Raw genomic sequence first — 20,876 nt, 5'->3', positions numbered from 1 at the left:
CGACAGAACAGATGTGGCGTACGTGCGTCGCCACCCCTACTCCAGGGACTCGTCGACGACAGTCGCTTCCGGTGAGTTCGCCATCACACTGCGCAGGCCCTTCCAGGCGTTGTGTTTGCGGGTGTACCCCTCACCGCTGGTCGCCATAACGTTGCCGTTTCGGTGTCGGAGCCGCCAGCGCCACTCCTCGCGCCTGTCGCGGAACACCTCGAACCGGGCGAGCGACTGCGACGCGTCGGCCGCGGCCGCCGGAACAGCGGCGGCGTCGGAACGGCTGTCGGTGTCGGTTTCCGTTGCTGCGCCGTCTTCCGGTTTCGCCTCCGCATCAACTCCCGATTCTGCCGCCGTGTCGATCCCTGTCTCCTCGTCCGGGTCCGACTGTCCATCGGCCGCCGCGACTCCTGTCGACACTTCGGCCGGTGACACGGCCACCCCGGTCTCAGTGGAGTCCACAGTAGCAGCGGACCACTCCAGTTCGAGTTCCAGGCTCACATCGTTGTCGTCCGTTTCGAGTTCGATTTCGAGTGAGAGCGACTCCGGGGTGTCGACTGTGAGAGCCTCCTCACCGCCTTCCAGGCGGATAGCACCTGCGAGCACGCCGTCTGCCACGCCGTGTATCGCCGCCGCGATGTCCGTTCGACTGCCTGTCAGTTCAGTTTCGTACTCGTCCTGTGACATTTATAGACAAACGTGTTACAGCGCCTTAAACTACCTCGCTACGAGTCCCCGGGACGAGAACCAGCGCCAAGGCCCGTCCACGGCACGGCCGGGGGCTGTTGACTGGGTTAATTAACCGGAAAACCTGTGCCTCGGCCGGGCCGCCCTACCGCCAGGCCGGCAGCGAGGCAGCGTCCGCGAGCGGGGTTGTGAGATAGGCGTCGTCTCGGGTCACGTCAGCGACGATAAACTGGTCCGTTGGACCCTCTTCGACGGATGCCATGATGTCTCCGTCCGCGGCCATCTCAACCGGAGCGACAGTATCCGACTCCATGCATGATAATATGTAACAACCATATAAAAACTTAGCGAAACCCATAGAGGGCAAGAGTATGATCCAGCGCCAACTGTCTGACAATAGTTCGTATCCTGTCAATATTGGGACGATATGGTCCGTGAGCCAGTACACACAGAGCCTTATACATCAACTATCAGCGGCTGTCTCCGTGGTTCTGTTCATACCAAGATGCGGAACATCAATATGGCAGAAGACGAAGGGTTTTCGAGGCGGCACAGTCCCTGGGTTTCCGAGAAGGCGTCTGCACGGTCGTCGGCGAGAGCCGATGGCCGGCCGGCGTGCTACCCGGATGCCGAAAACGGACGGATGTTAAGGACTTAGTAGATGCGGGAAGGAAGTTCTGGCAGTATGAACGTCGCAGACGCTATGACGCCACGCTCGGAGGTCGTCACGGTCACCATTCCTGGGACCCGTGATGACGCACTGGAGTACCTCCAGGAGCAGGCCTTCTCGTCGGTCCCGGTCATCAAGGAGACCGACGGGGGCGAGGAGTTCAGAGGGATTATTTCACGCGATGCGCTCATCGAGAGCCCCGACGAAGACCAGCTAGCCCTGCTCGTCGAGGAAGTCCCGGCGATCAGCGAGGACACGTCTATCGAAGCCGCCGCGCAGGTGATGGTCGAGGACGGCGAGCGACGCCTCCCCATCGTCGACGGCCAGCTCAAAGGGATCATCACAGTGACCGACGTGATTCGGTCCATCGCCAACGGCGACGTCGACGGCGACAGGATCGTCGGTGATCTCGCCAACCGCGACATCAACTGCGTGTACGAAGGCACGCCGCTGACCGTCGCCGAACGGGAGCTTTCCCACGCGAACGTCCCATACGGCGTCGTGCTCGGCGACGACGGCGACATGTCGGGGATGCTCACCGAGGTCGATATCATCGCGGTCGCCCGCGTCGTCGAGGGCGAGGACGACACCGGCGACTCCATCGCCAACCAGGACGACGACTGGGCCTGGGAAGGCATCAAAGCCGTCGGCGGTCGGTACATGCCCACTCGCAACGTCGAGCTCCCTGCCGAGCCCGTCCGCGAGTTCATGACCGACGAGGTCGTGACGGTGAACAAGCGCCGCACCGCCGAGGAGGCGGCACAGCTGATGATCGAGCACGACATCGAACAGATCCCGCTGCTGTCGGGTGACGAGCTCACCGGCATCGTCCGGGATATCGACCTGCTGCGAGGCCTATGAGCGAGGGCGAACGCCTCACCGAACTGGCGAAGCGTCGCGGCTTCTACTTCCCCTCGTCGAGCGCCTACGGCGGCACGGCGGGCTTCTGGACCTACGGGCCACAGGGCGCTGCGCTGAAATCGAACATCGAGGACGCCTGGCGGGACCGCTACGTCGTCAAGGAAGGCCACCAGGAGATTTCGGCCCCCGACATCATGCCCGAGCCCGTCTTCGAGGCCTCGGGCCACCTCGACGGCTTCGACGACATGATCGTCGAATGTGGCGAGTGCGGGGCGACCCACCGCGCGGACCACCTGGTCGAGGACAACACGGACATCGAGGAGGCCGAATCGCTCCCCAACGAGGAGGTGATGGACCTCATTGCCGACCACGGCATCGAGTGTCCCTCCTGTCACACGTCCCTGGCCGACCAGCCGGTCGACAACTTCAACCTGATGTTCGAGACCAACATCGGCCCGGGGTCGTCGTCGCCGGGCTATCTCCGCCCGGAGACCGCACAGGGCATCTTCGTGGAGTTCCCGCAGCTTTCGGAGTACGCCCGGAATCAGCTTCCCTTCGGCGTCGCCCAGATCGGGAAGGCCTACCGGAACGAGATCTCCCCGCGGAAGTCGCTGGTCCGCGTCCGGGAGTTCACCCAGGCCGAACTGGAACACTTCATCGACCCCGAGGAGGACGAACCGCCGCTGGCCGAGGTCGAGGACGTGACGCTGCCGCTGTACTCCGCCGCAGCACAGGAGAGCGAGGACGGCGGCCAGCGCGAACTCACGGTCCGCGAGGCCGTCGACGAGGGCGTCGTCGAGAGCGAGTGGGTCGCCTACTACCTGGGTGTCTCCACGGAGTGGTACGAGCGCGTCGGCGTCGACATGGACCGCTTTCGCTACCGACAGCACCTGGCCGGCGAGCGCGCCCACTACGCCTCCGACTGCTGGGACGCCGAGAGCGAGGTCGACGGCGACTGGATAGAGATCACGGGCTTCGCCTATCGGGGCGACTACGACCTCTCGAAACACGCCGAGCACTCCGGCGAGGACTACACGGTGTTCAAGCAGTACGACGAGCCGATCACCGTCGAGCGCGCGACCGTCGATCCCGACATGAGCTACCTCGGGCCGGAGTTCGGCGGGGACGCCGGCGCGGTCGCCGACGCGCTCGAAGCGCTGGCCGAGCGGAACCCGGACGCCTTCGATGACGACGAGGTCACCGTCGAGGTCGACGGCGAGTCCCACACCGTCCCCGTCGAGGAGACGAACTTCAGCGTCGACGAGGTCACCGAGAACGGCGAACACATCCGCCCACACGTCGTCGAACCCTCCTTTGGCGTGGGCCGGATCATCTACACCGTGCTCGCACACGCATACGAGACCGACGAGGTCGACGGCGAGGAGCGGACCTACCTCGACCTCCCGCCGGAGCAGGCCCCGACCACGGTCGGCGTCTTCCCGCTGATGGACAAGGACGGAATGGCCGAGCTCGCAAGCGACATCGCCGACGACCTCCGGGCCGCCGGTCTCTCGGTCACCTACGACGACTCCGGGGCCATCGGGCGGCGCTACCGCCGCCAGGACGAGGTGGGGACGCCCTACTGCGTGACCATAGATTACGAGAGCTTGGAAGACGGCGAGGTCACGGTACGCGAACGCGACACGACCGAGCAGAAACGCCTCCCCATCGACGGGCTCGCCGACCGGCTCGAACGGCTCGCAACCGGCGACCTGACCTTCGCCGACCTGTAGATGGCCGACGAGGTATCCCGGCGGCTCGTCCACGTCACCGGTGCGGCGGTCCCGCTCGCGCATCTGCTGCGGCCGGACCTGATTACGTGGCGCGTCGTACAGGGATTCCTAGCCGTGGCGCTCGTCGTCGTGTGTGTTCTCGAAGCCGTACGGCTGACGACCGGCCTGGACTGGGTGGTGTACGACCGGCTCACCCGCGAGTACGAACAGGACAACCCCGCCGGCTACGCGCTGTACATCGTCGGGATAGCCATCGTCGCCTTCGCCGTCGAGCTTCCGAGTATGACCGAGACGGTCGCCGTCCCGGCGATGTTGATGCTCGCCATCGGCGACCCCATCAGCGGCCTGCTGGGCTCGGCTGATGCCAGCAACGTCAAACAGGCCTGGGTCCTGCTCGTGATGTTCGGCGTCTGCACGCTGCTTGCGGCCCCGTTCGTCCCCCCCGCGGCAGCCGTGCTTGGCGGTATCGCGGCGACGTTCGCCGACGGCGTCAAACCCCGGATCGCCGGCTACGTCATCGACGACAACTTCTCGATTCCGGTGCTTGGCGCGCTGGCGATGTGGGTCGGCGTCCAGTACCTGCCCGGCTTCGGCCTCTGAGGCCGTCCGTTCACTTTCACCCTGGTATCTGAACCCTTAACCACCGGCAGGACGAACGCGTGGGTAATGGCGACCACCGACGCCGGTGGCGAGCACGTCGAGCGCCCGCTGGTGACGCCGGAGTTCCTGGAGAACCGCCGCTACCAGACTGAACTGGCGGAGACGGCGAGCGGAGACCACACGCTCGTCTGTCTTCCGACCGGGCTGGGCAAGACGACTGTCTCGCTACTGGTGACCGCCGAACGGCTGCACGCCGTCGGCGGGAAAGCGCTCATGCTGGCCCCGACGAAGCCGCTGGTCCAGCAACACGCCGAGTTCTACCGCGAAGCCCTGGAGATCGACGACGAGGACGTCGTCGTGTTCACCGGCGAAGTCCGACCCGACGACCGGGCCGCCCTCTGGGAGGACGCCCGCATCGTCATCGCGACGCCGCAGGTTGTCGAGAACGACCTCGTCGGCAACCGCATCTCCCTTGCCGACGTGACCCACTGCACCTTCGACGAGTGCCACCGGGCGACCGGCGATTACGCCTACAACTACATCGCTGACCGCTACCACGCCGACGCCGAAGACCCGCTTGTGACGGGCATGAGCGCCTCCCCCGGCGACGACGAGGAGGCGATACTCGAAGTGTGTGAGAACCTCGGCCTGTCCGAAGTCGCGGTGATGACCGAGAACGACGCCGACGTGGCCGAGTACACCCACGACACCAGCGTCGACTGGAACCGCATCGAACTGCCCGAGGTCGTCGTCGAGATCCGCGACGCGATCAACGAGGTCATCGAAGACCGGCTGGACCAACTACGGGAACTCGGCGTCACGAACAAATCCTCGGCGGACATCTCCGAGCGCGAAATCCAGCAGATTCAGGGGCAACTGCGGGACCTGATGAACAACGACCAGAGCGAGGGCTACCAGGGGATGAGCTTTCTCGCGGAGGTCCGCAAGCTCCGGACTGCCGTCACGTACGTCGAAACGCAGAGCGTCGAGTCCCTGCGGCGGTACTTCGAGCGGCTAAAGGAGGCTGCCCGCTCCTCCGGCGCGTCGAAGGCCGACCAGCGCCTCGTCAGCGAGCCGAAGGTCCGCGAGGCGATGCGGAAGGCCAGTGACTACGACGACCTGCATCCGAAGTTCCGACAGACCCGGATGTTGCTGGCCGAGACGCTGGGCATCGAGAACGGCGAGCGCGTCATCGTCTTCACCGAATCGCGGGACACCGCCGAGACGCTCGTGGACTTCCTCTCGGACCACTTCACGACCCAGAAGTTCGTCGGTCAGAGCGACACCGACGGCAGCGAGGGGATGAGCCAGAGCCAGCAACAGGAGACGCTGGACCGGTTCCGGGACGGCGAGTTCGAGGTGCTCGTCTCGACATCCGTCGCCGAGGAGGGGCTTGACGTGCCCGAAGTCGATCTAGTGTTGTTCTACGAACCGGTGCCGACCGCGATTCGAGCCATCCAGCGGAAGGGCCGGACTGGCCGACAGGCCGAGGGCCGCGTCGTCGTCCTGCTGGCCGAGGACACCCGCGACGAGGCGTACTTCTGGAAGGCCCGCAACGACCAGAAGCGGATGAAACGCGAACTGAACGAGCTCAAAAGCGTCGCCGGCGAGTTGGAAGCCCGCCTCGACCAGACCGGTCTCGACGAGTACGAGGACGCCGAGGGGACCGCTTCGAGTGGAACCGGGGAGGAGGAAACCGCAACAGGGCAGTCGGGTTCCACTGGAAACGGGAGGGGTAGCGAAGCTAACAAGTCAGCCGATGAGAACGACGACGGCGACGGGCAGGCCGGGCTGGACGCCTTCGCAGACGACCCGTCGGAAGCGGCCGAAGTCGACGGGGACGCGACGCAGAGCGACGGGGAAGACACCGGGACTGCAGGTGGCGAAGGGACCGCTGGGACAGCGGCCGACGAGGGAACGGGCGCCAGCGCCGGCCGCGACGACGAGGACGACCCCGTCGAAATCGTCGCCGACCAGCGGGAGCTCGATTCGAACATCGCCCGGGACCTCTCGACGCGGGACGGTATCGAGACCCGACTCGAAACGCTGGCCGTCGGCGACTACGTCCTCTCGGACCGCGTGGTCGTCGAGCGCAAGACCGTCGCTGATTTCATGGACACGCTGACGGGCGGCGACCGGTCGATGTTCGAGCAGGTCGGCGACGCCACGCGAAATTACGGCCGGCCCGTGGTCGTTATCGAGGGGGAGGACCTCTTCGGCGCGCGTAACGTCCACCACAAGGCGATTCAGGGGGCGCTCGCGTCGCTGGCCGTCGACTTCGGCGCGAGTGTCCTCCGGACCAGCGACGAAGACGAGACCGCCGACCTGCTGGAGGTCATCGCCGAACGGGAACAGGAGGTGGCCGACCGCGAGGTGAGCGTTCACGGGGAGAAACAGTCGAAGACGCTCCCGGAACAACAGGAGTACGTCGTCGCCTCGATAGCCGAAGTCGGGCCGGTGACCGCGCGCACGCTGCTGGAAGCCTTCGGTAGCGTCGAGGCGGTGATGACCGCCGACAAAGACGACCTGCTGGGCGTGTCCGGCATCGGCGACGTGACCGCCGACCGGATTCGAGAAGTTATCGCCAGCGACTACGACCCGTAGCTAGGGCTCCGTTCAGAACCACGCCGCGTCCAGCGCTTCCGCTGCTTCTCGGGCTGCCTGTAGATGTTCGCGAGCCTCGCGCGGGTTCTCGGTCGCGGCCGCACGCTCGGCGAAACGGTGGGCAGTCTCGGCTAGCAGCGCCGACGCCGCGTCCATATTCGCCGCAATATCGTCGGTATTGCTATCGGACGGGACTGTCTGTCGAGCGGAAACGGGGGGGTTCTGTGTCTCCGTCTCAAACGGCTGTTCGTTTGCAGTCTGCCGGTCCTGCTCCGATGAAACGCCTGTTCGGGCGGTCTGTGTCGCTGGCTCCGAGTGGCCGGACTGCTGAGGCGTCTGGCTACCCCCCGCTTCGGGTGGAGCGGCCGGGTCGCTCGTCGACGGCGTCGCCCCGGATTCGTCCGTCGCGTCCGGCGCACTTTCGGTTGCCCCCTCGTCGGAGTCGCCGAACTGAACGCGGGCCTCGTCGCTGGGGTCGGCGACCTCAATCTGGTCACTGTCATCGCTCTGACCCGCCTGTTCGGGAGCGTCCGACGCATCCGTGCCGTTGGCCTGCGTATCACGAGCGACCGGTTTCTGGCAGCTGGGGCAGAACTCCTGGCCGTCGTAGCGGAAGATGGGGTCGCCACACTCGCTGCAGTGGGCGTTCGTCATCGTCGCGCCCTTCAACAGGAGTTCGCTCATCTGCTCTGTCGCCGCCCGGTTGTCCTCCTCTTGCTCGAACTTCTCGCGGAGTTTCTCGCGTTCGGCTTCCTTGTCGAAGTCGCTCATACAAGTCACAACGCCACGGGGCTGAAAACAGTTTACGGGTGCGAGATGTCGGTATTGCCTGAACGCTGTGCGGCGGAATCGGGGTTTCGACACGTTTAACGTTCGCGCCCGAGCCTTTCCGAATGGTATGACAAAGGTAAGCGTAGTCGGCGCAGCCGGCACAGTCGGCGCAGCCGCAGGGTACAACATCGCGCTCCGTGACATCGCTGACGAAGTCGTTTTCGTGGACATCCCGGACAAGGAAGACGACACGGTCGGGCAGGCCGCCGACACGAACCACGGCATCGCCTACGATTCGAACACGCGTGTCCGCCAGGGCGGCTACGAGGACACCGCCGGCTCCGACGTGGTCGTCATCACGGCCGGCATCCCCCGCCAGCCCGGCCAGACCCGTATCGACCTCGCCGGCGACAACGCGCCGATCATGGAGGACATCCAGTCCTCGCTGGACGAGCACAACGACGACTATATCTCGCTGACCACGTCGAACCCCGTCGACCTGCTCAACCGCCACCTCTACGAGGCTGGCGACCGCTCGCGCGAGCAGGTCATCGGCTTCGGCGGCCGCCTGGACTCCGCGCGGTTCCGCTACGTGCTGAGCGAGGAGTTCGACGCGCCGGTTCAGAACGTCGAAGGGACGATTCTCGGGGAACACGGCGACGCACAGGTCCCCGTGTTCTCGAAGGTCCGCGTCGACGGCACCGACCCCGAGTTCAGCGACGACGAGAAGGAGGCGCTGCTGGGCGACCTGCAGGAATCGGCGATGGACGTCATCGAGCGCAAGGGCGCGACCGAGTGGGGGCCGGCACGCGGCGTCGCCCACATGGTCGAAGCTATCCTCCACGACACGGGCGAGGTGCTGCCGGCCTCGGTCAAGTTAGAGGGCGAGTTCGGCCACGAGGACACCGCCTTCGGTGTTCCGGTCCGTCTCGGGAGCAACGGCGTCGAGGAAATCGTCGAGTGGGACCTCGACGACTACGAGCAGGACCTGATGGCCGACGCCGCCGAGAAGCTCTCCGACCAGTACGACAAAATCTCGTAACCCGGTATCGCTCGCGACCGACGGGTTTCGGGACGGTATCCGTCCCGAGCTGTATTTTTCGCCTCGCCAGCGGTGTGAGAGACGTGGCTGTAACTGCGAGAGGTGCTCCCTGACGAACCGTGATCGTTACGGGAAAACGAGGAGAAAGCCTCGCCGTTCACGGCGGCCATGAATCCGACAAATTGGCGTCATGCTACACCCGTAGCTACGGCTGGATATTCCACTATTAGACATCACCCGAACAATTATATAAGTAATAATACTATGCTTACGTGTGTCGAATCAGGTCGTCACTCGGACACTGAAAGCGAGTGTCACTAATCACTCGCAAGTCTCTGACGACCTTGATTCGCATGGCTTCGCCGCCAGCAAACTCTGGAACATCGGGCGATGGACAATCTCTCGTGTTTGGGACGCTATCGACCATATCCCAAGCGCCGACGAACTCTGCTCGTACCTCAAAAATCACGAACGCTACGCGGACCTACATTCTCAGTCCAGTCAACGAGTTCTCCAAGAACTTGGTGAGGCGTTCGTCTCGTGGTACGAGCAGGACGATCCTGACGCGAATCCGCCCGGTTATCGCAAACACGGCGACGAACACCCGCGTTCAACCGTGACGTGGAAAAATAAGGGCTTCAAACTGGATACCGAGTACAACCGCGTTCGTCTCTCAAAGGGCACGAATATGAAGGAGTCTCGGTACGCCGCAGACTACATCCTCTGTGAATACACGATCCAAGCAGACGACCAGACGCTTTCCGATGTTGAAACCGTCCAGACGGTGCGTTCTGTCTGGACTGGCAACCAGTGGGAACTGCATTTCGTCTGCGAAATGCAGATTGAAACGTCGGAGAGTCCCGGCGAGAAGACGGCTGGTGTTGATCTTGGTATCTGCAACACGGCGGCTGTCTCTATCGGTGACGAGACGCTATTGTATCCGGGCAACGCCCTGAAAGAAGATACTCACTACTTCCGTCATGAAGAATACAACACAGAGGGTGAAAACGGCCCGAGCAATGAGGCACAGCGACTTCGACAAAAGAAGTCCCGGCGGCAAGACCATTTCTTGCACGCACTATCGAAAGATATTGTGGAGCAATGCGCCACTCGCAATGTCGGGACGATAGCAATAGGTCATCCGAAAAAGATTCGTGACGACTCTGATTGGGGACGCCACGGGAACAAGCGGCTGCACGATTGGGCGTTTGAAACGCTGTTGAGCCACATTGAATACAAAGCCGAAGAACGCGGCATCAGTATAGAGCGCGTTCCCGAAGGCGGATTAAAAACCTCGAAAACATGCTGTGAGTGTGGCACAGAAGCGGATTCTAACCGTGTTGAGCGCGGGTTGTATGTGTGTTCAGAGTGTGATTTGGTTGCGAACAGTGATCTGAATGCGGCGGAGAATATGCGAGCGACGGTAACTCCGAGTCCGTCACAGGATAGGAGTAACGGCTGTTTGGCACAGCCATCGGTGCGCCTGTTCGATAAATCAACGGGCAGATTACGCCCACAAGAACAGGTTGTCCCGTAGACCACAATATCCCAACGGCAGTCGGGAATCTTCGCCCTTCAGGGCGGAGAGGATGTCAAGCGGGGTCGTCCTGGTCGTCAAGCAAGTCGCTGTCACGCCCGTCGTCGTCGATATCAGCACCGAGGAGTGACGCCCACTCTTCGAGGTGTGAATCCGATGTCGAGAGTTCTCGGTGGCTCATGGCGTTATCCGAAGCATCCACGGCATATTATATAATGGTTGTGCCCGCGTTGATACTCAATGGAGTGTGCAGCCGTTCTACGGCATAATTCGGGCTAACGAATGGGTGAAAGCGGCGATAAGACCGTGTCGGTCACTCGGAACGGATGGTTTCGGGGACCTGAATCGAGTAGTGCCCGTCTTCCTGCAGCGCGATGATGTACTCCTCGCGGTCGTACAGTTCCATCAGGTTCAGTTCGTACTGGCCGGGTTCCAGTACCTTGATCGACTCGAACTGGTCGTTGAGTTCCGCGCGCAGTTCCTCCAGGTCGGGGCGGTCCTCTTGTTCTGGTTCCGCCGGTGGGTCAGGGTCCGCACCGACAGGGCGGAACTGGTGTTCTGATTCGGACGCCGACGGTGCGTCGGACGGGAGTTCGTCCGGTTCGACGATATCGCCGCGGGCACTTGCCTGGGCTGAATCCTCAGCCGCAGACGTGCGGTCGGGTTCGGTCGACGGCGAGCCGGACGTGTGGGATGGGTCACTCGGCTGTGAGTCAGCCGACCGGTCGGCGTCGAGATGGGACTGTTCGGCGGGACGGTCGCCGTCCGGAGCGGAGCCACTGACGAAGTCACGTACCGAGGCGGCGGTCTTGCCGACGGTACGGGCGACAGTGCTGTCAGGTCCCGGTGGTTCCGGTGGCTCCGCGTCCGGCGTCTCGGAGATGTCGGCCCCCTCGGGCTGATACTGGAACTTGTTCCCGCCGCAGTTGGGACAGCCCGAGAGCATCTCCTTCGACCCGTCGTCGAAGCCACGGCCACAGTCCGTACACTGGTGGGGCATTATTTCCGGGAGACGAGCGCGCTGATGAGCGTTTCGTCCTTATGGAGCGTCTCTATCTGGTTCGCCGGCCCGATGACTGTCAGCTTCTGGGTCGACTGTTTGCCCATCAGCCGGTCGAGGATGCTAGCGTCGGCAGCCTCGGACTTGGGGTAGGTCTCGATTTCGATGCCGTTGAACTCGTCGGGGCTGATCTCCGTCATCGTGACTTCGATCAGGCGGGACTCCTCGTCGGGGGAGAGTCCCTCTTCGAGGATGACGATGTTGCCGTCACGAACCCCGTCGAGAATCATTCGGATCTTCTCCATCGAGGCCAGTCCGGCCATGCGTTCGCCGCTGATGAGGTCGATCTGGACGCCGTCGTCTGGGTCTTTGACTTCTGCCATTATATCACCCGAAGTACTCCGCGATTTTGTCGTAGACTTCGTCCATGTTGTCTCCCTCAAGCGCCGACAGCGGAATCGTCTCGTGCTGGGGGTAGGCGTTTCGGATGCGCTGGACGGAGGACTCCTCCAGATCGATCTTGTTCGCGAGGATCAACACCGGAAGGTCCTGGCTCTCGATGATGCCAATGAGCATGGTGTTGACCTGCGTGAACGGATCGGTCGCGGAGTCAAGCACGTAAATGACACCGTCGACATCCTCGCGGAGCCAGTGCATCGCTTCGGCGACGCCCTCGGTCGCTTCGCGGGAGCGACGGACGGCGTCGTCTTTCTCCATGTCGTGTTCGAGGAATTCGGTGTAATCGACCTTCGTCGTCACGCCCGGCGTGTCGACGATGTCGATTGTCACTTTCTTCCCGTCGCGTTCGATCTCGACGTTCTCCTTTCGGCGCGCACGGCGAGTCTCGTGTGGAACGTGACTCTCCGGACCGACGGCGTCGCCGGTCCAGTCGCGTGCGATGCGATTTGCCAGCGTCGTCTTGCCGGCGTTCGGCGGGCCGTAGATACCGATCCGCTTCGGATCCTCTTCGGAGAACAGCGTCGATGCCGCGCGTGAGATGCTATCTTTGAGGTTTGTTAACAATCCCATCCTATCCTCCCGCCGCCCGGAGTCGTCCGGTATGGCGGCTCTGCCCGTAAAAGATAGGCGAATTCACTTAAGCCTACGTCAGACATTAGTCCTTTTTCTGACATGGGGAGGCATAGCACAGATCAGCGTGTGCGCGTTTCCGCGGATGCGATCGTGACGGGAACTGTTCGGGTGGAGTCCGGTCATCCGAAACCCAGCGATTCGGATTGGGGGTGGACCATCCTAGCCCCCCACCCCTTTGTTTCAGGTGGAACGACAGACACCCCTGGGGAGGGGGTGGAGAATTACCGATCAAATCGGGAGCGGACCAGCTGTTCAAATCGGCGCGACTTGCGATACCACTAGTTAGAACGGCCTAGACACTAGAAAACTGAACACTACCCTCTACTAGGAATTTGTTTTATCTAGTACGGCTTTGGTTTTTGAGGTAGTGTATTAAACCTTTCTCCTTACTAGAGGGCATTTTCGCCCCCCTCACCCCCTCCCCCCGGGCCTGTTTCCCGTTCCACCGGAAACGAAGGGGTGGGGGGGTTGGCCCGTTACGGTCGCTTTGTCCTACAGGTCCCGTCCTTCCGTGGTACCACCAGTCGTGTTCACACAGCGTACCAGCTCCCGGAACCACTCCATGGCTTCCCTCCCCTCCACTCATTCCCCTGCCGTACCATGCCCGTCTAACCCAGTGAAACTGAAGCTATAGTCCTCTTTACGACAACGGAACCCATGCGGGAGAAATCATAAATATGACAACATATATGTTTCATGGGTGGTGTACCGAAATATTTAATATCGACTCACGGTACGGTTCATGTGGTTCAACTGGACGCACCGGAGAGCGCTGATGCTCACTAACGACGGCACTGACGCACTCCTCGCTCCCTCTGTTCCGGTGTCTCCAACTCTCTCCACACGAAACGAAGGGGACTCTCTCGACTATGACTGACGAAAGCGACAACTCGGCCCCGGCATCCGACCCGTCGACGACAGAGACGTCGAACGACGCCGACGGGTCCGACGAGCAACTCGATGTCGAAACGGACTCCGGGACATCGACCGGGCCGTCCGATCTCGATGACGTTATTCTCGACAATCTCGATGCCGGATCCGACGATCCCTCAGACGAGGCGTCCCGCGGCCTGTTCGACGACCTTCTCGAAGGGGAACCCATTTTCGAGAACAAGGAGGTCCTCCGCCCCTCCTACACGCCGCACAAACTCCCCCACCGCGAGGAGCAGATCAACAACATGGCGACGATTCTCGTCACCGCCTTGCGCGGCGATACGCCGTCGAACATCCTCATCTATGGCAAGACTGGAACGGGGAAAACCGCGTCCGCGAAGTTCGTCAGCGAGGAACTCGAAACGACCTCACAGAAGTACGAGGTCCCCTGTGAAGTGGAGTACATCAACTGCGAGGTGACCGACACCCAGTACCGCGTGCTGGCCCAGCTCGCGAACAAGTTCATCGACAAGAACGCCCAGCTCATCGACGACCGCATCGCCGAACTCGAGGATGTTCAATCACGCGCACGCGAGAACGCGGCTGCACTCGAAGAGACGGCGTTCGATTCCCTCGACGACATCGAAACCGAAATCGAATCGCTGGAAGCCGACAAGGCGGAGTTCGAGGAAGTCCCGATGACGGGGTGGCCGACGGATCGGGTGTACAGCTCCTTTTTCGACGCCGTCGACTACCACGAGCGCGTGGTCGTCATCATGCTCGACGAGATCGACAAGCTCGTCGAGAAAAGCGGCGACGACACGCTGTACAACCTCTCCCGGATGAACTCCGAACTGGAGAACTCCCGTGTCTCCATCATGGGCATCTCGAACGATCTGAAGTTCACCGACTTCCTCGATCCACGGGTCAAATCCAGCCTCGGCGAGGAGGAGATCGTCTTCCCGCCCTACGACGCGAACCAGCTTCGGGACATCCTACAGGCACGCTCTGACGTGGCGTTCAAAGGCGACGCGCTCACTGAGGACGTCATCCCGCTGTGTGCGGCCTTCGCCGCACAGGAACACGGGGACGCACGCCGGGCGCTCGACCTCCTCCGGACGGCCGGCGAACTCGCCGAGCGTGACCAGACGGACAACGTCCTCGAAGACCACGTCCGGCAGGCTCAGGAGAAGATCGAACTCGACCGCGTCGTCGAGGTCGTCCGGACGCTCCCCACGCAGTCGAAGATCGTCCTGTTTGCCATCATCCTGCTGGAAAAGAACGGCGTCCACAACATCAACACCGGCGAGGTGTTCAACATCTACAAGAACCTCTGTGAGGAGATCGACGCCGACATCCTGACACAGCGCCGCGTCACAGACCTCATCTCGGAGCTGGACATGCTCGGCATCGTCAACGCCGTCGTCGTCTCGAAGGGCCGCTACGGGCGCACGAAAGAGATCTCCCTCTCGGTTCCAACCGAAGAAACGGAGGCGGTGCTCCTGTCGGATTCGAGACTCGGCGATATCGACGACGTCCAGCCGTTCGTCCAGGCCCGGTTCGACAACTGACCTGCGAACTGTATTCGCGCTCGACAGCTCGGCCGTTCCAGGTGAAACAGTCCCCTTCGAGTGCTACGGCTACCCGGCCGCGGTGCCGTTCACCGCTGTGGGTCCCGTCTCGTCCGTCACCGTCGGCCCCGCCTCGTCCGTTACTACACCAGTCGCTCCGGCCTTGTTCCACTGGAGTCGGACCTGTCCCAGCAACGGGACGCGTATCTCTGCCGTACCGACGACCCACCCGGGTTTGACCGGTTCGCTGATCGGGGGAGAGCCGACCTGATCGTATCGGCCGTTTTTGTCGCCCTTGGTGATGAAGCCGGCGTGGTCGGCCGGACAGGAGCTGAGGTCGTCACAACTGTCCGCACTGCCGATGTAGTCCTTGTTCGCGCGGTCGTACCAGTTCTCGTCCTCCTCGACCCACAGCATCGCTCGGTGGATGATCGGAGTCTGCCGACTGTTGCCGTCGGGCTCGTATACGATAACGTCGCCCGGACGCTGGAACGTCCGATAGCTGTCGTCGTTCGCTGCGGTGACGACACCCTCGTGATCACCCGGGCCGGAGAACCGCTCCTCTTCCATCACGAACACGAGGTCGCCTTCCTTGATATGGGGGTCCATGCTCGGGCTTTCGATAGCGACGAGCGGGGGCCACACACCGCTGACGGCGAACAGCAACACCCCGACGAGCAGGACCGAGCCGGCGCTACTGACGATATCGGCCACGTACATCATCCCTCCCGGTCCTTCGGTTTCGTCTCCGTCCGACGACCGACGGTCTGACCCGGCCATTCGTACCACGAATACTCGGAGGCGGCCAATCAACTTTCTGTTGTTGGACCGAACGCTATCTTCCGGTTTGGTCAGGCTGCCGCTGGTGCTGTAGCTCCTCCGACCGGTATCGACACCGACGTGTGCCACAGCTGAGACGGCTGGACCCGCACGTATCCCAGACGCGGAATTCGGAAAGTACCGGTCCCAATGACCCACTCAGGACGGACAACGGTACTCGCCCCGGTGACCTGATCGTATCTAGTGTTGGTTACTTTGTTGTCACCTTTCGTAATAAATCCAGCATGCGGCGCCGGACAGTTCTGTAGTTCGTCGCAACTGTCCGCGCTCCCGACGTACGTCTGGTTCGCGCGGTCGTACCAGTTCTCGCCGGCATCGACCCACAGCATCGACCGGTGGATGATCGGCGTTCGCTGCTCGTTACCGTTAGGTTCGAAGACGATGACGTCCCCGGACTGCTGAAAGGTCCGATACCCGGTCTCTGTCCCGGCCGCTGCCGTTACAACGCCGTGACGGGCCTCCTGTCCCGAGAACCGCTCCGCGTCCATGACGAACACCATATCGCCGGTGTCGATGTGTGGCTCCATGCTCCCGCTTTCGATGGCGACCAGTGGCGGCCACACCCCGCTGACAGCAAACAGGAACGCGCCGACGAGCACCACGGCCCCGACGCTCGTACCGATGTCACGGACGTATAGCGCGAGACGAAACGCAGGGCTGGCCTCCACAGACTCCTCTGTCCCGTCTGGAGGCGTGCTACTGGTCGGTTCGTCCCGGCCCATCCTATCTCGGATTGCCGACAGCGGCGTATCAATCTTGTGACGGCCGTTGGTTCGCTATCCTTTTGCCCGCAGACACTGAGTGTGGAACGTGCCTCTGGAGACGCCGGCACGAATCGTCAGCGAACTCGCGAGCCACGGCTACAACGCGGAGCGCGAGGCAGTGACTCGGATCGCCGACACACCGGACCCATCGGCGACGCTGGAACGCGCACTCGAAACCCTCCCCGACGACGCGCTGAAGCTGACAACAGACCACGTCGAATCTGTGATTGAACCGACAGAAAACGGTGAGGGAACGTCAAATACCGAACCAGACCGCGAAAACGAAACAACCGGCGCTCCGACTCAATCACACCCCTCCGTTTCAACTGGAACTGACGCAGCCTCGTCGACCGAACCGGGTGCGTCCGCTCCACCTGAAACGGGGGGGTCACGGGACGTGGACACATCCCTCCGGGCAATCGAAGTCGCGAACGACATGACCGGCCAGTCCACTGGGACCGGCGAGTACTCTGACTTCGTTGCGGTGTTCCGGGACCGCTACGAGAAACTGGCGGGCAAGCTGCGCGGCAGAGTGAACCACCGACCGACTGACGCCACCGAGAACATGGGCGGTGGCAGCGACGCCGCACTCATCGGGATGGTCTCGGATATTCGGTCGACCGCCAGCGGGCACTGGCTGGTCGAACTGGAAGACACGAACGGGACCTTCCCCTGCCTCGTGATGAAAGACCGGCCCATCGCCGACCTCGTCCAGCAGTTGCTCATGGACGAGGTCATCGCCGTCGAGGGGACGCTGGCCGACGACGCCGGCATCCTGTTCGTGGACTCGCTGTACTTCCCGGACGTGCCCCGGACCCACAGTCCCTCGACCGCTGACCGGCACGTCCAGGCGGCGCTCATCTCCGACGTTCACGTCGGGAGCCAGGAGTTCATGGAAGACGCCTGGCACCGCTTTACCGATTGGCTCCACACTTCCGAAGCCGAGAACGTCGAATACCTGCTCATCGCCGGCGACATGGTGGAGGGCGTTGGCATTTATCCCGAGCAGGACGAGGAGCTGGACATCATCGACATCTACGACCAGTACCGCGCGTTCTCGGAGTACCTCAAGGAGGTCCCGGGCGACATGGAGATTCGGATGATTCCGGGCAACCACGACGCCGTTCGGCTGGCCGAGCCCCAGCCCGGCTTCGACGAGGAACTCCGAGATATCATGACCGCCCACGACGCCCAGGTCCACTCCAACCCCTCGCTGGTCACCGTCGAGGGCGTCACCGTTCTCATGTACCACGGCGTCTCGCTCGACGAGGTCATCGCCGAACTCCCGGACGAGGAGGCCAGCTACGAGGAGCCACACAAGGCGATGTATCAGCTCCTGAAAAAGCGCCACGTCGCGCCGCAGTACGGGGGCCACACCCGGCTTGCCCCCGAGGACCGCGACTATCTGGTGATGGAGGAGGTCCCCGACGTGTTCCACACCGGCCACGTCCACAAGCTCGGCTGGGGCGAGTATCACAACGTCGTTGCGCTGAACTCAGGATGCTGGCAGGCCCAGACCGAGTTCCAGAAGAGCGTCAACATCGACCCGGACGCCGGCTTCGCGCCGATTCTGGACCTCGATACGCTTTCGATGACGGTCCGCAAATTCAGCTAAACCACGTTTTTCCACGGGGGCCTCGCGCTCGCCGGGGCCGAGCGCTCAACCCCCGTACAAAAACGTGGGCGAAAAAGGCCGGACGCTCACTCCGTTCGCGTCCGGTGAAACCGGTCGCCAGGCGACCGGTATGCTAACCGCCCGGCACGACCGCAGGCCTGCCCTTCCCCGGGTCGCTTCGGGTGCGACAGTCGTCGCACCACTCGCTCCCGGCCGTCCGCCTGTTTGTACGTTGTCTCGACAGCACCGCCCAGATTGTACCCTGTCGACCCATGGCCGAACCCATTCGGCATTAGTGCGAAGAATCACCGGTATCTCGTAGCAGTGGCGGGGCTGACCGGTGTGGCTGTTATTAAGACCTATCAGGCGAAAGCGGGGTGTATGAGTGACGACCAAGACCACGGATTCGAAACCGACGCGCTGCACGTCGGGCAGGAAGAGCCGGACGCCGAGACCCGCTCTCGCGCGCCGCCGCTGTACCAGACCACCTCCTACGTCTTCGAGGACGCCGAGGACGCCGCAAAGCAGTTCGCACTGGAAAAGCCGGGCCACATCTACTCGCGGCTGATGAACCCCACGGTTGGGATGCTGCAGGAACGGCTGGCGGCGTTGGAGGGCGGCGTCGGTGCGGTCGCCACCGCGTCGGGAATGGCGTCGCTGAATCTGGCGACGTTCCTGCTCGCGGACGTCGGCGACAACGTCGTCACGGCGTCGTCGCTGTACGGCGGGACCTACACCTACTACACCCACACCGCGCCGCGCAACGGCGTCGAGACCCGCTTCGTCGACACGCTCGACTACGACGCCTACGCCGAGGCTATCGACGAGAACACCGCCTACGTCCACTGTGAGACTATTGGCAACCCGTCGCTCGTCACGCCCGACTTCGAGCGCCTCGCCGAGATCGCCCACGACCACGGCGTTCCCTTCTTCGTCGACAACACCTTCGCGACCCCGTACCTCTGCAACCCAATCGAGCACGGGGCCGACCTCGTCTGGAACTCCACGACGAAGTGGATTCACGGCCACGGCACCACCGTCGGCGGCGTGCTCGTCGACGGCGGCTCGTTCCCGTGGGAGGAACACGCCGACAAGTACCCCGAAATCGCCGGCGACAACCCAGCCTACCACGGCGTCAACTTCCGGGAGCGCTTCGAGGACGCGGCCTTCACCTACGCCGCCATCGCCCGCGGCCTCCGCGATCTGGGCTGCCAGCAGTCTCCCTTCGACGCGTGGCAGACGATGCAGGGTCTGGAGACGCTGCCCGCGCGGATGGACCGCCACTGCGACAATGCGATGGGCGTCGCCGAGTTCCTCGCGGACCACCCCGAAGTCTCGTGGGTCACCTACCCCGGCCTCGAAGACCACGAGACCCACGACACCGCCAGCGAGTACCTCGACGGCGGCTACGGCGGCATGATAACGTTCGGCCTCGAAGCGGGGTACGACGCCGCCCGAACGACTGTCGAATCGACGGAGATCGCCTCACTGCTGGCCAACGTCGGCGACGCGAAGACGCTCATCATCCACCCGGCCTCGACCACCCACCAGCAACTCACCGACGAGGAGAAGGCCGCTGCTGGCGTCACCGACGACATGGTCCGTCTCTCTGTCGGGACCGAATCTGTCGAGGACATCAAAGCCGACCTCGATCAGGCTATCGGTCAGGCAACCAACTAACCGAAGATACAGTATTCTGGGGAAAATATCTGGACACTCGTACCAAAGCGGCGCAAGAATCCTCCTGTTCACTAGGTTTATTACGGGAGAGGATAATGTATTCAATGAACCGTCGCCGATAGCGAGCACGCGTCGGTTCACGCTCAACCATACTCTGTCATTGGTCCGACAACGAATGCTCGCATCCGTGGGGAGCGTGCCTCTCCCTGCTTCAATCTCTCATCCGATACTGTTCAGCGGCGAGAACGGCTTCAATGCGCTATCCGGAGCGCGAGCGCGGAAACTGCGCTACAGGACGTCTTCGGCTTCCAGCAGGTCGTACAGTTCATCCATCGTCTCGACTGACGTGTCACACGACGGGGCGACGGCCGGCTTCGGATCGAAGCCGATAGCCAGGTTTGCGACTTCGAGCATCGGCAGGTCGTTGGCTCCGTCGCCGACGGCGACCGTCGTGTCCCGGTCCTCGCCGGTGACTGCGGTCACGACCTCCATCGCGTCGTCTTTCGTTCCGGAGATGAGCGGGCCGCGGACCTCCCCGGTGAGTTCCCCGTCTTGCATAACCAGCCGATTGGCGACGATGGCGTCGACCTCGACCCCCTCCGTTTCGAGTGCAACCTCGACGCCGCGTTCGAACCCGCCGGTGAGGATAGCGACGTAAACGCCGGCGTCCCGTAGCGCCTCGATGACCCGCGCCGCACCGGGGCGCAGGGCGACCTCGTCGAAGGCGTCCTGTGCCTTCTCCTCGGAGAGACCTTCGAGGAGCGCACACCGCTGGCGGAGGCTCTCGGCGTACTCGATTTCGTTGTTCATCGCGCGCTCGGTGATGTCGGCCATGTCCTCGGCCGTCCCGTTCTGGCTCCCCAGCAGGACCGTCATCTCCGAATCGGAGAGCGTCCCGTCGAAGTCGAAAGCGACTAGCATTGCCCCCGAGTTTCGCGTGGAGGG

At 62.8% G+C, this 20,876-nt stretch carries 19 protein-coding genes; 9 read left to right on the top strand and 10 right to left on the bottom strand.

Going from position 1 to position 20,876, the window contains the following annotated elements; all coding sequences use genetic code 11:
- Positions 1-36: 36 nt before the first annotated feature.
- Positions 37-678, bottom strand: a complete 642-nt coding sequence (locus C442_RS01195; protein ID WP_008307198.1) for an amphi-Trp domain-containing protein — start codon at positions 676-678, stop codon at positions 37-39.
- Positions 679-823: 145 nt separating this feature from the next.
- Positions 824-991 (bottom strand): DUF7556 family protein, encoded by a 168-nt coding sequence (locus tag C442_RS21990; protein WP_167320669.1) that lies wholly within the window; start codon positions 989-991, stop codon positions 824-826.
- Positions 992-1,363: 372 nt separating this feature from the next.
- Between C442_RS21990 and C442_RS01190 the strand changes: the two genes are divergently transcribed.
- From C442_RS01190 to C442_RS01175, 4 genes are all read left to right on the top strand, one after another.
- A complete protein-coding gene (locus C442_RS01190) occupies positions 1,364-2,209 on the top strand; it encodes a CBS domain-containing protein (protein WP_008307196.1) in 846 nt (281 codons plus the stop codon).
- Complete coding sequence (glyS, locus tag C442_RS01185; RefSeq protein ID WP_008307195.1) at positions 2,206-3,942, top strand: glycine--tRNA ligase; 1,737 nt, start codon at positions 2,206-2,208, stop codon at positions 3,940-3,942. The genes C442_RS01190 and glyS overlap by 4 nt, the downstream gene beginning before the upstream one ends.
- Positions 3,943-4,542 carry a dolichol kinase-like protein gene (locus C442_RS01180; protein ID WP_008307194.1) on the top strand — a complete coding sequence of 200 codons (600 nt, stop codon included), beginning with the start codon at positions 3,943-3,945 and terminating at the stop codon, positions 4,540-4,542.
- A gap of 66 nt (positions 4,543-4,608) precedes the next feature.
- Complete coding sequence (locus C442_RS01175; RefSeq protein WP_008307193.1) at positions 4,609-7,146, top strand: DEAD/DEAH box helicase; 2,538 nt, start codon at positions 4,609-4,611, stop codon at positions 7,144-7,146.
- A 12-nt stretch (positions 7,147-7,158) separates the two neighbouring features.
- Here C442_RS01175 and C442_RS01170 read toward each other — a convergent pair whose 3' ends face one another.
- On the bottom strand, positions 7,159-7,917 hold the full coding sequence (locus C442_RS01170) for an Sjogren's syndrome/scleroderma autoantigen 1 family protein (protein ID WP_008307192.1): 759 nt from the start codon (positions 7,915-7,917) through the stop codon (positions 7,159-7,161).
- Between the two features lie 127 nt (positions 7,918-8,044).
- Here C442_RS01170 and mdh point away from each other — a divergent pair, with 127 nt between their 5' ends.
- Both mdh and C442_RS01160 read left to right on the top strand, forming a co-directional pair.
- Positions 8,045-8,959: a malate dehydrogenase gene (gene mdh, locus C442_RS01165; protein WP_008307191.1), complete on the top strand. Its 915-nt coding sequence runs from the start codon at positions 8,045-8,047 to the stop codon at positions 8,957-8,959.
- A gap of 274 nt (positions 8,960-9,233) precedes the next feature.
- Positions 9,234-10,496, top strand: coding sequence for an RNA-guided endonuclease InsQ/TnpB family protein (locus C442_RS01160; protein ID WP_008307190.1), 1,263 nt, complete (start codon positions 9,234-9,236; stop codon positions 10,494-10,496).
- A 55-nt stretch (positions 10,497-10,551) separates the two neighbouring features.
- Here the strand turns inward: C442_RS01160 and C442_RS22800 are convergent, their stop codons facing one another.
- From C442_RS22800 to C442_RS01145, 4 genes are all read right to left on the bottom strand, one after another.
- Positions 10,552-10,677, bottom strand: coding sequence for a hypothetical protein (locus C442_RS22800; protein ID WP_008307189.1), 126 nt, complete (start codon positions 10,675-10,677; stop codon positions 10,552-10,554).
- A gap of 132 nt (positions 10,678-10,809) precedes the next feature.
- A complete protein-coding gene (locus C442_RS01155; protein ID WP_008307188.1) occupies positions 10,810-11,496 on the bottom strand; it encodes an OapC/ArvC family zinc-ribbon domain-containing protein in 687 nt (228 codons plus the stop codon).
- Positions 11,496-11,879 (bottom strand): DUF2073 domain-containing protein, encoded by a 384-nt coding sequence (locus C442_RS01150; protein WP_004517591.1) that lies wholly within the window; start codon positions 11,877-11,879, stop codon positions 11,496-11,498. Before C442_RS01150 ends, C442_RS01155 begins: the two co-directional genes overlap by 1 nt.
- A gap of 4 nt (positions 11,880-11,883) precedes the next feature.
- Positions 11,884-12,525 carry an Era-like GTP-binding protein gene (locus C442_RS01145; protein ID WP_004590329.1) on the bottom strand — a complete coding sequence of 214 codons (642 nt, stop codon included), beginning with the start codon at positions 12,523-12,525 and terminating at the stop codon, positions 11,884-11,886.
- 932 nt (positions 12,526-13,457) lie between these two features.
- Here C442_RS01145 and C442_RS01140 point away from each other — a divergent pair.
- Positions 13,458-15,032, top strand: a complete 1,575-nt coding sequence (locus C442_RS01140) for a Cdc6/Cdc18 family protein (RefSeq protein ID WP_008307187.1) — start codon at positions 13,458-13,460, stop codon at positions 15,030-15,032.
- A 69-nt stretch (positions 15,033-15,101) separates the two neighbouring features.
- Here the strand turns inward: C442_RS01140 and C442_RS01135 are convergent, their stop codons facing one another.
- Positions 15,102-15,755 carry a S24/S26 family peptidase gene (locus C442_RS01135; protein WP_008307186.1) on the bottom strand — a complete coding sequence of 218 codons (654 nt, stop codon included), beginning with the start codon at positions 15,753-15,755 and terminating at the stop codon, positions 15,102-15,104.
- Positions 15,756-15,883: 128 nt separating this feature from the next.
- Positions 15,884-16,594 (bottom strand): S24/S26 family peptidase, encoded by a 711-nt coding sequence (locus C442_RS01130; RefSeq protein WP_008307185.1) that lies wholly within the window; start codon positions 16,592-16,594, stop codon positions 15,884-15,886.
- Positions 16,595-16,682: 88 nt separating this feature from the next.
- Between C442_RS01130 and C442_RS01125 the strand changes: the two genes are divergently transcribed.
- Both C442_RS01125 and C442_RS01120 read left to right on the top strand, forming a co-directional pair.
- On the top strand, positions 16,683-18,251 hold the full coding sequence (locus C442_RS01125; protein WP_008307184.1) for a DNA-directed DNA polymerase II small subunit: 1,569 nt from the start codon (positions 16,683-16,685) through the stop codon (positions 18,249-18,251).
- Positions 18,252-18,632: 381 nt separating this feature from the next.
- Positions 18,633-19,931 (top strand): O-acetylhomoserine aminocarboxypropyltransferase/cysteine synthase family protein, encoded by a 1,299-nt coding sequence (locus tag C442_RS01120; RefSeq protein WP_008307183.1) that lies wholly within the window; start codon positions 18,633-18,635, stop codon positions 19,929-19,931.
- A gap of 288 nt (positions 19,932-20,219) precedes the next feature.
- Here C442_RS01120 and serB read toward each other — a convergent pair whose 3' ends face one another.
- The gene (gene serB / locus C442_RS01115) at positions 20,220-20,852 is read right to left on the bottom strand and encodes a phosphoserine phosphatase SerB (RefSeq protein ID WP_008307182.1); all 633 of its coding nucleotides are present in this window, start codon (positions 20,850-20,852) and stop codon (positions 20,220-20,222) included.
- Positions 20,853-20,876 lie beyond the last annotated feature (24 nt).

This window comes from Haloarcula amylolytica JCM 13557 (assembly GCF_000336615.1).
In the GTDB taxonomy this organism is placed as follows: Archaea; Halobacteriota; Halobacteria; order Halobacteriales; family Haloarculaceae; genus Haloarcula; species Haloarcula amylolytica.
The sequence above is the reverse complement of the archived record's forward strand: the minus strand, read 5'-3'. Positions and strand labels throughout refer to the sequence as shown.

Excerpts from the sequence above, each read along its gene's own strand:
- C442_RS01180 (WP_008307194.1), top strand. The coding sequence starts at position 3,943 with ATGGCCGACGAGGTATCCCGGCGGCTCGTCCACGTCACCGGTGCGGCG.
- C442_RS01155 (WP_008307188.1), bottom strand. The coding sequence starts at position 11,496 with ATGCCCCACCAGTGTACGGACTGTGGCCGTGGCTTCGACGACGGGTCG.
- C442_RS01120 (WP_008307183.1), top strand. The coding sequence starts at position 18,633 with ATGAGTGACGACCAAGACCACGGATTCGAAACCGACGCGCTGCACGTC.
- C442_RS01190 (WP_008307196.1), top strand. The coding sequence starts at position 1,364 with ATGAACGTCGCAGACGCTATGACGCCACGCTCGGAGGTCGTCACGGTC.
- C442_RS21990 (WP_167320669.1), bottom strand. The coding sequence starts at position 991 with ATGGAGTCGGATACTGTCGCTCCGGTTGAGATGGCCGCGGACGGAGAC.
- glyS (WP_008307195.1), top strand. The coding sequence starts at position 2,206 with ATGAGCGAGGGCGAACGCCTCACCGAACTGGCGAAGCGTCGCGGCTTC.
- C442_RS01135 (WP_008307186.1), bottom strand. The coding sequence starts at position 15,755 with ATGATGTACGTGGCCGATATCGTCAGTAGCGCCGGCTCGGTCCTGCTC.
- C442_RS01175 (WP_008307193.1), top strand. The coding sequence starts at position 4,609 with ATGGCGACCACCGACGCCGGTGGCGAGCACGTCGAGCGCCCGCTGGTG.
- C442_RS01140 (WP_008307187.1), top strand. The coding sequence starts at position 13,458 with ATGACTGACGAAAGCGACAACTCGGCCCCGGCATCCGACCCGTCGACG.
- C442_RS01130 (WP_008307185.1), bottom strand. The coding sequence starts at position 16,594 with ATGGGCCGGGACGAACCGACCAGTAGCACGCCTCCAGACGGGACAGAG.
- C442_RS22800 (WP_008307189.1), bottom strand. The coding sequence starts at position 10,677 with ATGAGCCACCGAGAACTCTCGACATCGGATTCACACCTCGAAGAGTGG.
- C442_RS01150 (WP_004517591.1), bottom strand. The coding sequence starts at position 11,879 with ATGGCAGAAGTCAAAGACCCAGACGACGGCGTCCAGATCGACCTCATC.
- C442_RS01170 (WP_008307192.1), bottom strand. The coding sequence starts at position 7,917 with ATGAGCGACTTCGACAAGGAAGCCGAACGCGAGAAACTCCGCGAGAAG.
- C442_RS01195 (WP_008307198.1), bottom strand. The coding sequence starts at position 678 with ATGTCACAGGACGAGTACGAAACTGAACTGACAGGCAGTCGAACGGAC.
- serB (WP_008307182.1), bottom strand. The coding sequence starts at position 20,852 with ATGCTAGTCGCTTTCGACTTCGACGGGACGCTCTCCGATTCGGAGATG.
- mdh (WP_008307191.1), top strand. The coding sequence starts at position 8,045 with ATGACAAAGGTAAGCGTAGTCGGCGCAGCCGGCACAGTCGGCGCAGCC.
- C442_RS01145 (WP_004590329.1), bottom strand. The coding sequence starts at position 12,525 with ATGGGATTGTTAACAAACCTCAAAGATAGCATCTCACGCGCGGCATCG.